Raw genomic sequence first — 15,385 nt, 5'->3', positions numbered from 1 at the left:
TAATTAATGTTCTTCAGATGCCATCGACAGATAAACAATCGTTAGAACCATGAAAATAAAGGCTTGTAACGTAATAATCAGTATGTGGAATATCGCCCAAGGTAGGCTTAATAACCACTGTGACCACCACGGTAACAGACCAGCAATAAGAATAAAGATCAGTTCACCCGCATACATGTTACCAAACAGTCGAAGACCGAGTGAAACAGGTTTTGATAGCAGGCTTACCCCTTCCAGAATTAAGTTGATTGGAATAAATACAGGGTGATTAAAAGGCTGTAACGTCAGCTCTTTAGTAAACCCTTTTACGCCCTTCATCTTAATGCTGTAGAAGAGAATCAGGATAAATACACCAATTGCCATCGAAAGAGTGATACTCACGTCAGCAGTCGGAACGATGCGTAACGCTGGTAACCCTAAGATGTGTTCACCGATATATGGGATAAAATCAATTGGTAATAAATCCAGGGCATTCATTAACAGCACCCAAACGAACACAGTCAATGCCAAAGGTGCAATGACTTTGCTCTTCCCGTGATACATATCACGAACGCTGCTATCAACGAAACCAATGACCATTTCTACTGCAGTCTGGAATTTTCCCGGTACGCCACTGGTTGCTTTTACTGCTACTTTTCTAAATATCCATAGGAACAAAAGCCCCATGAGTACAGAGAAGAAAAGTGAGTCAATATTTAACACCCAGAATGATGGCGTATTTTCAGCATGGGGATTGACCAACTCGAAAGTACGTAGGTCCAACTGAAGGTTATTCAGATGTCCACCTATGTAGTCTCTAGTGGTTAATGCTTCTCCTGATGCAGACATGATGCCAATTACCCTTTTGTTGTTAAAAACGCTAACCGTTTATGACGGCTGGTGCAACGACCTGCATAACAAGCACCGCTAAGTAGGTCATGACCAGTGGTGCAAATGCCGCTTTAAACACTCCTAAAGCAACTATCAGCAAGGTTATTGATAATATAACCTTCAACCCTTCACTGAAAGCAAAAAGCCAGTTTATGCGAACTGAAGCTTCATTTTCATCTACTTTTTGTAAGCGTAGTAATAATAAAAATGCAATATTGGGTAACCAACATGCAATTCCGCCTAAAAAAGCAGAAAAGCTCCAGTCTGTACTCTTAAAGTAGAAACCCGCACTGAGAATAACAAAAGTCATAAACTGCAAAAATAACAGTTTCAGTGCAACTTTCCCGCTGTAGAGGGAGACAGACATGACGTTTGTATTCTCCAGACTCGCTATCGTAAAAGGTATTACTGAATAATGTATCAAACTGTCTTTGCTATAAAGTGTCAAGTGACAAAAACGAGCAAATTATACGGGGCGTGGCAATGAATTCAATCAATAAGTAGCGAAAAAGTGAAGAATAATTTAAATTTTTTATGAAGGTTCCATTTATGGAAAATGATTAGCAACAAAAAGCGCAAAAATAATCAGCATAAACAGAAAAAATAATGTGATCTAGAACACATAAAATAGTATATAAATAAATTTTATTTCATAAAAATTATAATAGAGTTAACAAATAACTGCCTTTTTCTGAACAAAAACAGCCAAAAAGAAAAATAATTAATGATTTTTCAATTAAATAAATTAAATATTTTTGAGAATGCATAAATTTATTAATTTATTTTAGAAAGAAAAATAAAAAAATGAGGGGAATACAGGCAATTAAATAAAAAGATAATTATTTGTTACTTAATTGTAAAATATGGGTAAATATGGAATGACGCTATTTTATCCCTTAAAGTAAATAGCGATAACATTGTAAATGTTATCGCTAAAGCACAAAAAATGAAAAAAGAAGCCGATGAATAGCCGTCTACAGTTTAAAAAATAACCAGATGACGCTGTTCATTCAATTCGGGGATCGCTAAATTAATCACCTTTTCAGGCATCTTTAAACCATTTTCAGAAAGCTCATCAAGTTCTTCTTGATGAATCTGCCCTTTTAATGCATAAAAATGCCCGTGTTCTTCAGTGACTAAATGTGAACACCAAGAAAGCATATCTTTCATCGAGGCAAAAGCACGACTAATCACACCATCAAATGGTTTTTCTACTTGATACTCTTCAACTCGATATTGCACAGGTTCGATATTATGCAGAGCTAATTCATGCTGAACTTGTTTCATAAAACGAACGCGTTTACCTAAGCTATCAAGTAACACAAAGTGGTGATCGGGACGCATTATTGCTAAAGGAATACCGGGCAATCCTGGCCCGGTACCAACATCTATAAAGTTGTTTCCTTCAAGGTATTGACTCACAACTATGCTGTCTAAGATATGACGAATAAGCATCTGTTGAGGATCTCTGACAGAGGTCAAATTATATGCTTTATTCCATTTATCGAGCATAGCAACATAAGCGGTTAATTTTTGAGCTTGAACATCAGTTAACTCAATATTGGCTTGCTTTGCCAGCTTTTTTAACCGATTAAGTAAGTCACTCATGATGCACTCCGGCGTAATAAACCTTGTTTTTTTAACCAAACAAGTAAAATTGAGATAGCTGCAGGTGTCACACCGGAGATCCGCGATGCCTGACCTATTGAAGTTGGCTTGTGATCGTTTAGTTTGGCAATAACTTCATTTGATAATCCACTCACCTGTTTGTAGTCGATATCAATAGGCAATGCAGCACTTTCATTACGCAGTTGTTTTTCAATCTCTTCTTGTTGACGATTGATATAACCTTCGTATTTTACTTGGATCTCAACTTGCTCTGCCGCTTGTGGTCTCGAATCATCAATACCAGGAGCAAAACGAGGGATCTTTTTCAAAATCTCATAGGTCATTTCAGGACGACGTAATAAGTCTTCCCCATTCGCCTCTTTAGACAGTGGCGTTTTAAGTAATTGATTGATTTCTTCTAGGTTATCCGCTTTTGGATGAACCCAAATATCTCTTAAACGTTGACGCTCTTTTTCAACTAATTCGACTTTTTCACTAAATTGCGCCCAACGGTTGTCATCAACCATACCAAGTTCACGACCAATTTCAGTTAAACGTAAATCTGCATTGTCTTCACGTAACATCAAGCGATATTCAGCACGTGAAGTAAACATTCGGTATGGCTCTTTCGTACCTAAGGTACAAAGATCATCAACTAATACACCAATGTAGGCTTGATCACGACGAGGGAACCAACCTTCTTGATCAAAAGCATAACGTGCCGCATTAAGACCTGCTAATAGACCTTGCGCTGCTGCTTCTTCATAACCGGTAGTGCCATTAATTTGGCCAGCAAAGAATAATCCGTTGATAAACTTACTTTCGAGTGTTTGTTTAAGATCACGTGGATCAAAAAAGTCATACTCTATCGCATAACCAGGTCGGATGATCTTGGCATTTTCCATACCTTTCATGGAATTTACTATTTGCATTTGAACATCAAAAGGTAAGCTTGTTGAAATACCATTAGGGTAAATTTCATTGCTTGTTAAGCCTTCAGGCTCTAAAAAGATTTGGTGTGAATTGCGATCAGCAAATCGCATCACTTTATCTTCAATTGATGGACAATAACGAGGGCCGATACCTTCAATAACCCCGGCATACATAGGACTGCGATCGAGGTTGTTACGAATTATTTCATGTGTTTGCTCATTAGTATGAGTAATATGGCAAGGCATCTGTTCAGGATGTTGATCCACATTACCTAAAAATGAGAAAACAGGCATTGGATTATCACCTAACTGTGGCGCTAATTGACTAAAATCGATAGTTCTTGCATCAATACGAGGTGGTGTACCTGTTTTTAAGCGACCTACACGTAAAGGTAATTCTCTTAATCGATGTGATAAAGAGACTGATGGTGGATCACCTGCTCGGCCACCACTGTAATTTTCTAAACCAATGTGGATTTTTCCATCAAGGAAAGTTCCTACGGTTAAAACTACCGCTTTAGCACGGAATTTTAATCCCATACGAGTGACTGCACCCGTTACTTGGTCATTTTCAACAATGAGATCTTCAACGGGTTGTTGGAAGATCATTAAATTAGGCTGATTTTCAAGTGTTGTACGAATAGCTTGGCGATACAGTACGCGATCGGCTTGTGCTCTTGTTGCTCTTACTGCTGGCCCTTTACTTGCATTAAGGGTTCTAAATTGAATACCAGCATGGTCGATGGCTGTGGCCATTAATCCACCCATGGCATCGATCTCTTTTACCAGATGCCCTTTACCAATCCCACCAATAGCTGGGTTACAAGACATTTGGCCCAAAGTATCAATATTGTGGGTCAGTAATAGGGTTTGACGCCCCATACGAGCTGCAGCCATAGCGGCTTCTGTACCGGCGTGACCACCACCGATGACAATGACGTCAAAATGTTCTGGATAAAACATGTGTGAACCTTAAATGTTACGAAATGCTGAATGTGTTGCATTGGGAAAACGAATTCTACTCAACTTTTTGACAGATACAAGTGAGCATGATCCGCAGGTAATTATTTAAAGATCTTTTTATTTAAAGATCTCTTTATTAGATCTTTTATTAAGGAAGCGATCCTCTGTGGATAAGTGGATTTTCTATTTAAAGATCATAAAAGTGTAAAGGATCATATACTGTGAATGATCCGTGATCTAGATGCTGATAAGCTGGGATCAAAACAGCGAGTTATACACAGGTCATTTCTGGATATAGGCTTATACAATGGATAACTACGGGTTAACCCCTGCTTTTAAGCATAGTTATCCACATCTGACTGCTGTTTTTTTGTTCGATTTAAAGTAAATTTTTCCAAGTTGTAAGCCATTCCTCTGCTGGATCTTCCGGAATGTCGTGTTCTTGTATATCTATTTCTAGGCGATCACCTAATCGAACAGCCCCTTTTTCTATTAGTTTTTGATCTAATGTTCTGATCGCACCACAGAAAGTGTCATATTCACTACTTCCTATACCTACAGCACCGAAAGAAACTTTACTTAGATCAATGCCGTCTGCTGAGATTTCGTCAGCAAATGGCTGGAGGTTATCTGGGATCTCACCTGCACCGTGTGTGGAAGTGATCACCAACCAGATCCCTTCTTGCGGAAGATCATTAAGAGAAGGCCCATGGTGTAGATCTGTCTCAAATCCCTCTTTAGATAAGATCTCTTCGAGGTGTTCGGCGACATATTCAGCACTACCCATGGTGCTGCCACTAATTAGCGTGACTTTTTTCATTCATGATCTCCTTATGTTCAAGACGCGCTATTGTACGCTGTGAATCACTTGGGATCTACCTGTGGATAATGTGGTTATAAAAAAAAATAGTTTTTTTTCGTTATGGCTTGATTGTCCTTGTTATCGGGTTTTGCAAAGAGATCAAGGTTTCTGTCGATTGGATTTCATCAATAGTCTGAATTTTGTTGATAAGTACGTCTTGAAGCGCTTCGATGCTTTTACACATTACCTTAATAAAGATACTGTATTGACCTGTTGTATAATAAACCTCAACCACTTCATCTAACTTATCTAGCTTATCTAATGCGGTATGGTAGTCTTTGGCACTTTTTAAAATGATGCCAATAAAGCAGCAAACATCAAACCCTAGTTGTTTTTCACTTATATCTACGCGTGTCCCCGTAATAATTCCTGCTTGCTTCATTTTTTCAACACGAACATGAATTGTGCCCGGACTTACTGCAAATTTTTTAGCTAATTCAGCATAAGGTGTTCGAGCATTCGCCATTAAAGCGTGAAGTATGTCACGATCGAGATTATCGATCTGATAAATATTGTCCATAAAACCCCCCTGTTTTTAATGATAATTCATTTTTATAGTGTTTTTTTTAACGATTTTAAATAGGCAAGGCTATTTTTAATGAAGTATATTGAATTTACCCCCACTTTTGTTGCTTAATCTATCTCAGCAAAACACAACATCGCCACTAGGGATATAAAAAATGGAAAAATCATTCATTCAGACTCAACAACAAATTAGCTTTGTTAAATCATATTTTTCACGTTTATTAGAAAAAGAATTAGGCCTGATTGAAGTTCAAGGACCGATCTTAAGTCGCCTTGGTGATGGAACTCAAGATAACTTATCTGGTCATGAGAAGGCCGTACAGGTTAAAGTGAAATCTTTACCTGATTCTACCTTTGAAGTTGTCCATTCATTAGCAAAATGGAAACGTAAAACATTAGGTCGTTTTGGATTTAGTTCTGGTCAAGGTCTTTATACACATATGAAAGCCTTGAGACCAGATGAAGATCGCTTAACGCCAATCCATTCTGTCTATGTTGATCAGTGGGATTGGGAAAAAGTGATGGAAGGTGAGGAGCGTACACTACCTTACCTTAAGCAGACAGTGGGTAAAATCTATCAGGCTATAAAAGAAACTGAAAAAGCCGTCAGCGATGAATTTGGTCTGACACCGTTCCTGCCAGATCAAATTCAATTTATTCACACTGAAGAACTGTTACGTCGCTACCCTGATCTTGATGCTAAAGGTCGTGAAAAAGCGATAGCTAAAGAATATGGTGCTGTTTTCTTAATCGGTATTGGTGGAAAACTATCAAGTGGCGAAGCTCATGATGTAAGAGCGCCAGATTATGATGACTGGACAACACCTAACGAAGATGGCTTTGCTGGGTTGAACGGCGATATTTTAGTTTGGAACCCAGTATTGCAAGATGCTTTTGAAGTGTCATCAATGGGTATCCGCGTTGATCCAGAGACATTAATGCGTCAGCTAACTTTAACTGATGATACTCAACGTCTTGAGTTAGATTGGCACAAAGCATTAATGCATGGCGATATGCCACAAACAATTGGTGGCGGTATAGGTCAATCACGTTTAGTCATGCTACTTTTGCAAAAAGAGCATATTGGACAAGTACAATGTGGCGTTTGGCAACAAGATACCCGTTTAGCTTTTGCGGATATGCTGTAATTATTGACGCCAACGTCGTAGTAATCGACTTTTTAACCCAGTGTCAAAACGCCATATGTGGTCGAAAATTTTCATAATACTGGGTTTACCATAATTGGATAGGGTAACCGCATGGAAGCGATTATGCTGTTGCTGTTGGACTTTTTTGATTTTATTGATTAGGTTTTCGGGTAACCTTTGGGCAACAAAGTCAGAAATAACAACAGCATCAGCGTCTTTCCATGTGGGGGTATTAAGCTTATCTGCTACCTTATTTAAACAAGATGCTAAATCAGTTCCACCTCTAAATGTTTGATTCAAAAATTTAACAAGTTCTTGTAATCCATCAGAAGAAGATAATTGGTAATGGATCATTTCTGTTGAAAACAGCATGACATGACAGGCACGGTTATCCGCTAGTGCTATTTTCATTAGTGCTAAACCAAAGGCTTTAGCACATTGCTCATTAAATCCCCCCATAGAGCCAGAAGTGTCGATACAAATGATAAAAGGGCCTCTTGGCCGTTCTTCATCAAGGTGATGAGTGACTGGGCGTAATACTGTGCGTTCCTGCCAACTATCACCTTGTAAACGATAAGTATTGAGCTGTTTTTCAATGAGTTTACGATAAAACTCATACTCAACTTCATTTATGCCTAATAAAGCTAGTTCAGCAGGTAATAAACGTAAAATATCATCACTTAAGCCTATACCATTTACTTGCTCTGGCGTGGTATCCGGTGCTTTTTCAACGATTGTTATTGATTCAAAAATAACACTCTCTTCAGGAAGCGATTTCGCCGTTTTACTTCGCCCCAGTAAGCTGGCCAATTTATGTAATTCAGGTTGTTGATTTAGAAAGTCACTATAACGTTGAATAATTTTCTCATCATAGGGGGTTTTGGTAATAACGCCTTTGCTCATATCCCATAAACGGCCTGCAGCCCGTTCATTTTCAGAAAATGTATTACTTAAACTGCCACTTAATGCTAAGCGTTCTTGTAATTCTGCAAGTAACTGCTCTTGCTCTTGTTCAAACAGTGCTTTATGTAATGTCGTGACTTGAAATATTAAACTAATGCGCCAGCGTTGAATAAATAGAGCTTGTTGAGCTGGGGAAAAAGGTTTATTTGTTTTTATTAGTTGTGTTGCTTCTATAACAAATGAAGAATCAAGCTGATTTAGTTCTGTAAGAATATTGTCCACTTGCTGATTAAAAACAGCATTACATAATGATTGCGTTTGCTGATAAAGTGCAAATTCATCTGCGATGATGGTCGGCACCAGTGTTTCTTTCACTTTTTCTTGTAAGCTTTTTTTCCATTGATAAATGTCTTTTAGTAATGCTTTTTTTAATCTTGGATGTTTTTCAAAAAAAACAGCTAATTGAGGAGAAGCTAATAAAGTGATAATCACTTCTTCTATAAGCTGTCCTTCGTTTATCGCTAAAAGCATATCGATGGTAGAAAGTGTTAGCATGGCATGGTCACTTTATTTGACTTCTTAATTGAGATAATTTTTCATTTAATTGCAAAAAGCTTTGTTCTATAGAAATGAGCCAATCATTATCAATAAAGATATTGGGTTGATGATGATTAAAATTTTCTTGTTCAGAATAAATCTCTTGGGTGAGATCTTTTAATTTATCTAACCATTGTTGATTATCTTCAATAGGCTCTGTTTTGATGCTTTCTGACTGTTGGTATAACGACGTTGTTCGGCGACTAACATCCAACACCTCTAAGACACCATCTTGACGAATTTGTGCATTAATAGATTGTGGGAAACCAATACCATTTAATCTGGCAGAGAGTTCATCACCTTTATCTAAGAAAGTTTCTAATGCTTTTTTCTCAACAGTTATAAAGTTAACTTGAATACTATGTATATGCAGTGGAATATGTAAAAACAGCGTAAATTTATCAGACTGCATTTTTTCTGATAATTTGAAATGTATATTTCTACCAAACATACTACTTTGTTTTTCAAAGCGAAATGCTTGTTGATCTTGTTTGCTTCTTGTCGATTGCATCCATTCAGCCCACAGATTTTCTATTTTCTGTAAAAGTGTTAGCTGGTGGTATGCTTGTTCTGTTAATAGTGTTTTTAATAAGTCATTTAGCAGCGCAAAAGAAGCTTGATCATGCCAAAGGCAATCTTTTAACAGAATAAGATCTAAAGGTGATATAGCACTACGACCATTAAAAAAAGCACTGGCCTGTAATAGACGAACCGCTTTTTTCCAACGTCTGTCTGAAACATAAGGTGCTGCATCACTTTTATCGAGTGAGTCGCGAAGTTGATAAATTAATTCGAATAAGTGGTCATTCAAAGTAATTTTTTCTAACTCTGTTTGCCAAAGTAAAAATTCGTCTGTTGTAATTTGTAGTTGTTCAGGAATACGAAAAGCGCTGACCTCTTTATTAACTAATAACGCCCGGAAGTTTTTTTTATCTTGTACTTTTGATAACCAAATTCTAATCAGCATTCGATCATAAAGCGCTTCAAGACTGCTGTCTGAATCAGGTAGTTCATTAGAAGCCGAAACTAACAAACGCATGGGAATACTTACTTCGTTTTCGCCATTGCGAAATTTACGTTCATTAATTGCCGTTAATAAGGTATTCAAAATAGCGGGACCGGCTTTCCATATTTCATCAAGAAAAACAATTTCGGCGTCAGGTAAATAACCTTCGGTTAAACGTTGGTATTTTCCTTCATCTTTTAATGCTTGAATGGATAGTGGACCAAAAATTTCTTCAGGTGTTGAAAAACGGGTCATTAAATATTCAAACGCTTTAGCGTGTTTAAATGCCTCTTTCATTCTTCTCGCAATTAAGCTTTTAGCAATACCTGGAGGACCTAGCAAAAAAACGCTCTCTCCACTTAAAGCCGCGAGTAAGCAAAGCCGTATCGCTGATTGACGTTCATAAAGCCCAGTTTCAAGGTATTGGCTAAGTTGTGAGATCCGTTCTGCAAGTTGCATAAAGGCTCCTAATTAGGGTACTTATTTTCGTTATAGAGATGAAACTATCAAAAAATGAGTAATGACATATAGTCAATTATTCAATTAGTACACAATTCGTTTATAACAAAAATCGATTCAGCTTCCTACTGCTTCTTTTGGTTCTTTTTTGTTTTGCTGGCGAAACGTTTCGATGGTGATCACGTTTTTTCATTAATGTTGCTGAGATGATCGATTTAAAATACGACATGTCATCAATTAATGGCATTAAAACATTATCACTTGATAGTAAGGAAATATCATGGAAGCGAAGAAATTAGTGATTTTAGGTAGTGTTAATGTCGATCATATTCTTAATGTTGCTCATTTTCCGCATCCTGGTGAAACTATTTCCGGTAATCAGTATCAGATGGTTTTTGGGGGTAAAGGTGCAAATCAAGCCGTCGCTGCAGGGCGTTGTGGTGCTAATATTACCTTTTTAGCTTGTCTTGGAAATGACGATATTGGTCAAAGTGCTAAAACTCAGCTGATCACAGATAAAATAGATACAGATTGTATTGAATTAATTGATGATGAAGCCACGGGTGTTGCGTTGATTTTTGTTAATCAGCAAGGTGAAAACGTTATTGGTATACACGCTGGAGCCAATGGAAGGTTAAACAGAGAATATGTTGAACGTTATAACTCGGTGATTAAAAAAGCAGATGCTTTACTTATGCAATTAGAATCACCTCTAGATTCTGTATTAAAAGCGGCTCAAGTCGCTAAACAAGAAAGTGTGCAAGTTATATTAAACCCTGCACCAGCACAGGCTTTACCAGATGAATTATTATCTCTCGTTGATATCATTACACCTAATGAAACAGAAACTGAATACCTCACGGGGGTAAAAGTTATTGATGATGAAAGTGCTCAACGTGCATCTAATATATTACATGATAAAGGGATAGAAACCGTTTTAATTACTTTGGGTAGCCGTGGTGTTTGGGTTAGTCAAAACAATCAAGGAACGATGGTTCCGGCATTTAAAGTGACCGCAATAGATACTATTGCTGCAGGAGATACATTTAATGGCGCTTTTATAACGGCTTTATTAGAAGGTTTACCAATGATGAAGGCGATTAAATTTGCGCACGCAGCCGCCGCTATCGCTGTTACTCGTGCAGGAGCACAACCGTCAGTACCTTGGCGCCATGAAATTGAAGCTTTTTTGTCGCAGCATGACTAGCGTAAAAATAAGATTATCGCTATTTAGAGTGGCGTATAAAAGAGAGCTATAGGCTCTCTTTTATTTTTATATCTCAACTAATTAGTTTTCATTTTTCTTCTTATTAGTAAGGTTATCACCATCATGCTTATTAAGTAATAAGAAGACAAATGAAGAGAGTAGTGTAATAGCGCCGACAGTAATAAAAGTATAATGGAAGTTATCTACCGTAGAGCCGGCATTTTCTGCATCAAAATAATTTAAGATAGAAGCACTTACTGCAATACCAAAACTAATCGCTAGTTGTTGAGTGACGGCTAAAACACTATTGCCTGAACTGGCATTATTGTCAGTTAAGTCAGCGAGTGAAATAGTATTCATCGAAGTAAACTGAATTGACATGACAACACCTAATAAAAAGAGTGGTAATACTAGGTAATAAATAGACATATCAGGTGATTGTAAGGAAAACTGTGCAATCATCAGACCTATAATAATGGTTATTCCAAATAGTGTCCGGCGATAGCTAAATGTCACTAAGACTTTTGTCACAAAGGATTTGGCGAGTATAGAGCCCAAAGCCATTGGTGCCATCATCATACCTGAGATAATAGCAGGATAGCCAAAACCTACTTGTAACATCAGTGGCATTAAGAAAGGAATGCATCCTGTTCCTAAGCGCGTTGCGATATTACCCGCAATACCGACAGAGAAAGTCCGTGTTTTGAATATATTTAATGGTATTAAGGGTTGCTGGTGGCGTTTAGCGTGATTGATATAGAGACCGAGTAAAAAGAAGCCACCTAAAATCACCGCAAGAGGGATATATCGAGAGATGTTTTTATCGCCAAAAAGATCGAGGCTGACGGATAACATGACTAAACCAAAACCAAAGAAAATAAAGCCGAGTAAGTCAAATTTACGTTTTGGCATCGTAAAATTAGGCATATGTTTTATGGCGTAAAAAATACCAAGTAAGCCAATAGGAATATTAATAATAAATATCCAATGCCAAGAAGCATAGGTGACAAGGATCCCTCCCAATAATGGACCCGCAATTGGCCCCACAAGCCCCGGCATGGTGACAAAGTTAAGAATGGGAAGGAGTTCGCTACGAGGATAAGCTCTTAATAAAGCAAGACGAGCAACCGGCATCATCATTGCACCACCTATTCCTTGTATAACCCGCGAAATTACCAAAAAAGCAAGGTTAGGAGAAAGTGCGCATAATAATGAACCGCCAGAAAAGAGTGAAACGGCGATAATGAAAATCTTGCGAGTCCCAAATCTATCAGCTAGCCATCCACTTACAGGAATTAATAAAGCTACCGTTAAAGTATAGCTAATTACGGCTGATTGCATGGCGAGAGGGGAGTGATTAAGACTTTTAGCTATATCAGGGAGTGCCGTATTTAATATAGTCGCATCTAATGACTGCATAAAAAAAGCCATTGCAGCGATCCAGGGCAACCCTGACATATTTTTGGCGGATTTTAACATGTAACAGATACCGTCTTTCTTTTATATTTAGCTTATTAGCCAGTATAAACAAAAAGACAATAAAATCGTATTAAAAATACTCAGTCATTTATTAATAGTATTAAACAAAGATCACGCGCTCTATTTCCATCTCCTTCTATAATCGCTTGTACAATTTGATTATGAGTTTCAGGCTGTACTGTTTCATTGCCAACAATTAAATCAAAATATTTTTTGTAGGCAGATAGAAAAAGAGAACCAAAAGAGGCAAAAAATGGATTGCCACTGGCTTGATAGATTAGATAGTGAAATTGTGTATCAATATCTAACCAATGCTGACGGTTAAAGTTATCTTTGAGTAGCTGCATTTCTGTTGCTAGAAATAATAGCGACTCTTTTTGTGTCTCTGAAGCATGTAATGCAGCTAAATAACAGGCTTGAGGTTCTATTGCTAAACGAACATGATGGAAATAATGACTCACCTTATTAAATTCACCGCTATCTATCCACCAATTAAGTAAATCATTATCTAATAGATTCCAATTTTGCATTGGAGTAACTCGAGTACCTATTCTTGGGCGAGGTAGTAACATACCTTTTCCAGCTAGCATTTTTATTGCTTCACGAATAACAGTTCGACTGACTGAAAGTAGTTCAGCGAGTTCTATTTCACCAGGTAATAAAGATTCAGGTTCGTAGTATCCAGAAAGTATTTGTTTACCTAGTTTTTCAGCAACAATATAAGAAAGATTTTTTTGGGATGCTGAGCGTTGTTCGCTTAGTTGCATAATAATAGTTACCTTTACCATAATTTGCTTTCTATATTACGTGAGTAATAGCAATAAAGCTGTTTGGATTTTAATCTATCAGTGTAAAATTAGAGCATTTTCATTCGTTTTGTTGAAAAATAGAGCGAACAGAAAAAAAAATGAAATAAATACTTGCGCTAATCTGAGAAGCCCCTATAATGCGCACCCACTGACCGACGATGAGCTGACAACAGCAACGACGGAAAGGGAAGAGAAAAGAAAAAAGTTTGAAAAAACTCTTGACTCTTCAGAGGAATAGCGTAATATACGCCTCCTCGCAACAACGCAGAAGACCGGAAACGGCAGCGACAGTTGCACTGCTCTTTAACAAATTATCAGACAATCTGTGTGGGCACTCGCAGAGACGATATCTTCTAAAAAATTAGATGTATCAAGTCTTGAAGAGTGACTAACAAGTTAATTCATATAATGAATAAGCTAAGTTTTCGATTTCTTTGAGCATCAAACACTTTTAATTGAAGAGTTTGATCATGGCTCAGATTGAACGCTGGCGGCAGGCCTAACACATGCAAGTCGAGCGGTAACAGGAGAAAGCTTGCTTTCTTGCTGACGAGCGGCGGACGGGTGAGTAATGTATGGGGATCTGCCCGATAGAGGGGGATAACTACTGGAAACGGTGGCTAATACCGCATAATGTCTACGGACCAAAGCAGGGGCTCTTCGGACCTTGCACTATCGGATGAACCCATATGGGATTAGCTAGTAGGTGGGGTAAAGGCTCACCTAGGCGACGATCTCTAGCTGGTCTGAGAGGATGATCAGCCACACTGGGACTGAGACACGGCCCAGACTCCTACGGGAGGCAGCAGTGGGGAATATTGCACAATGGGCGCAAGCCTGATGCAGCCATGCCGCGTGTATGAAGAAGGCCTTAGGGTTGTAAAGTACTTTCAGCGGGGAGGAAGGTGATAAGGTTAATACCCTTATCAATTGACGTTACCCGCAGAAGAAGCACCGGCTAACTCCGTGCCAGCAGCCGCGGTAATACGGAGGGTGCAAGCGTTAATCGGAATTACTGGGCGTAAAGCGCACGCAGGCGGTCAATTAAGTCAGATGTGAAAGCCCCGAGCTTAACTTGGGAATTGCATCTGAAACTGGTTGGCTAGAGTCTTGTAGAGGGGGGTAGAATTCCATGTGTAGCGGTGAAATGCGTAGAGATGTGGAGGAATACCGGTGGCGAAGGCGGCCCCCTGGACAAAGACTGACGCTCAGGTGCGAAAGCGTGGGGAGCAAACAGGATTAGATACCCTGGTAGTCCACGCTGTAAACGATGTCGATTTAGAGGTTGTGGTCTTGAACCGTGGCTTCTGGAGCTAACGCGTTAAATCGACCGCCTGGGGAGTACGGCCGCAAGGTTAAAACTCAAATGAATTGACGGGGGCCCGCACAAGCGGTGGAGCATGTGGTTTAATTCGATGCAACGCGAAGAACCTTACCTACTCTTGACATCCAGCGAATCCTTTAGAGATAGAGGAGTGCCTTCGGGAACGCTGAGACAGGTGCTGCATGGCTGTCGTCAGCTCGTGTTGTGAAATGTTGGGTTAAGTCCCGCAACGAGCGCAACCCTTATCCTTTGTTGCCAGCACGTAATGGTGGGAACTCAAAGGAGACTGCCGGTGATAAACCGGAGGAAGGTGGGGATGACGTCAAGTCATCATGGCCCTTACGAGTAGGGCTACACACGTGCTACAATGGCAGATACAAAGAGAAGCGACCTCGCGAGAGCAAGCGGAACTCATAAAGTCTGTCGTAGTCCGGATTGGAGTCTGCAACTCGACTCCATGAAGTCGGAATCGCTAGTAATCGTAGATCAGAATGCTACGGTGAATACGTTCCCGGGCCTTGTACACACCGCCCGTCACACCATGGGAGTGGGTTGCAAAAGAAGTAGGTAGCTTAACCTTCGGGAGGGCGCTTACCACTTTGTGATTCATGACTGGGGTGAAGTCGTAACAAGGTAACCGTAGGGGAACCTGCGGTTGGATCACCTCCTTACCTAAGAGATACGTGTTATGTG

Annotated in this window: 12 protein-coding genes and 1 rRNA gene; 3 read left to right on the top strand and 10 right to left on the bottom strand. The window is 39.0% G+C overall.

Features of this window, described 5'->3' with window-relative positions; translation table 11 throughout:
* Positions 1-3: 3 nt before the first annotated feature.
* From atpB to asnC, 6 genes are all read right to left on the bottom strand, one after another.
* Positions 4-828: a F0F1 ATP synthase subunit A gene (gene atpB, locus AACV00_RS05795; RefSeq protein WP_004246597.1), complete on the bottom strand. Its 825-nt coding sequence runs from the start codon at positions 826-828 to the stop codon at positions 4-6.
* Positions 829-859: 31 nt separating this feature from the next.
* Positions 860-1,237 (bottom strand): F0F1 ATP synthase subunit I, encoded by a 378-nt coding sequence (gene atpI, locus AACV00_RS05790; RefSeq protein ID WP_004249988.1) that lies wholly within the window; start codon positions 1,235-1,237, stop codon positions 860-862.
* Positions 1,238-1,851: 614 nt separating this feature from the next.
* On the bottom strand, positions 1,852-2,478 hold the full coding sequence (rsmG, locus tag AACV00_RS05785) for a 16S rRNA (guanine(527)-N(7))-methyltransferase RsmG (protein ID WP_036919382.1): 627 nt from the start codon (positions 2,476-2,478) through the stop codon (positions 1,852-1,854).
* Positions 2,475-4,373 (bottom strand): tRNA uridine-5-carboxymethylaminomethyl(34) synthesis enzyme MnmG, encoded by a 1,899-nt coding sequence (mnmG, locus tag AACV00_RS05780; RefSeq protein ID WP_004246600.1) that lies wholly within the window; start codon positions 4,371-4,373, stop codon positions 2,475-2,477. Before mnmG ends, rsmG begins: the two co-directional genes overlap by 4 nt.
* Positions 4,374-4,752: 379 nt before the next feature.
* Positions 4,753-5,193 (bottom strand): FMN-binding protein MioC, encoded by a 441-nt coding sequence (mioC, locus tag AACV00_RS05775; RefSeq protein ID WP_004249871.1) that lies wholly within the window; start codon positions 5,191-5,193, stop codon positions 4,753-4,755.
* A gap of 100 nt (positions 5,194-5,293) precedes the next feature.
* Entirely contained in the window at positions 5,294-5,755 is a 462-nt protein-coding gene (gene asnC / locus AACV00_RS05770; RefSeq protein ID WP_004246603.1) for a transcriptional regulator AsnC, read from the bottom strand.
* 160 nt (positions 5,756-5,915) lie between these two features.
* On the opposite strand from asnC, the gene asnA reads away from it, so the two are divergent.
* Positions 5,916-6,908 (top strand): aspartate--ammonia ligase, encoded by a 993-nt coding sequence (asnA, locus tag AACV00_RS05765; protein WP_004246604.1) that lies wholly within the window; start codon positions 5,916-5,918, stop codon positions 6,906-6,908.
* Here the strand turns inward: asnA and viaA are convergent, their stop codons facing one another.
* Together viaA and ravA are read right to left on the bottom strand one after the other, a co-directional pair.
* Complete coding sequence (gene viaA / locus AACV00_RS05760; protein WP_049199595.1) at positions 6,909-8,366, bottom strand: ATPase RavA stimulator ViaA; 1,458 nt, start codon at positions 8,364-8,366, stop codon at positions 6,909-6,911.
* 7 nt (positions 8,367-8,373) lie between these two features.
* A complete protein-coding gene (ravA, locus tag AACV00_RS05755; RefSeq protein ID WP_004249869.1) occupies positions 8,374-9,873 on the bottom strand; it encodes an ATPase RavA in 1,500 nt (499 codons plus the stop codon).
* A gap of 280 nt (positions 9,874-10,153) precedes the next feature.
* Here ravA and rbsK point away from each other — a divergent pair, with 280 nt between their 5' ends.
* Positions 10,154-11,080, top strand: a complete 927-nt coding sequence (gene rbsK / locus AACV00_RS05750) for a ribokinase (RefSeq protein ID WP_060555976.1) — start codon at positions 10,154-10,156, stop codon at positions 11,078-11,080.
* Between the two features lie 81 nt (positions 11,081-11,161).
* Here rbsK and mdtD read toward each other — a convergent pair whose 3' ends face one another.
* Both mdtD and AACV00_RS05740 read right to left on the bottom strand, forming a co-directional pair.
* Complete coding sequence (mdtD, locus tag AACV00_RS05745) at positions 11,162-12,559, bottom strand: multidrug transporter subunit MdtD (protein ID WP_012368605.1); 1,398 nt, start codon at positions 12,557-12,559, stop codon at positions 11,162-11,164.
* A gap of 80 nt (positions 12,560-12,639) precedes the next feature.
* Complete coding sequence (locus tag AACV00_RS05740; RefSeq protein ID WP_004249867.1) at positions 12,640-13,326, bottom strand: FadR/GntR family transcriptional regulator; 687 nt, start codon at positions 13,324-13,326, stop codon at positions 12,640-12,642.
* A 494-nt stretch (positions 13,327-13,820) separates the two neighbouring features.
* Here AACV00_RS05740 and AACV00_RS05735 point away from each other — a divergent pair.
* Positions 13,821-15,363, top strand: a 16S ribosomal RNA gene (locus AACV00_RS05735).
* The last annotated feature ends 22 nt before the right edge of the window (positions 15,364-15,385 follow it).

The organism is Proteus sp. G3927, from assembly GCF_963894685.1.
Taxonomy (GTDB): Bacteria; Pseudomonadota; Gammaproteobacteria; order Enterobacterales; family Enterobacteriaceae; genus Proteus; species Proteus mirabilis.
Note: the sequence above shows the minus strand (reverse complement) of the source record. Positions and strands in the feature narration are given on the sequence as shown.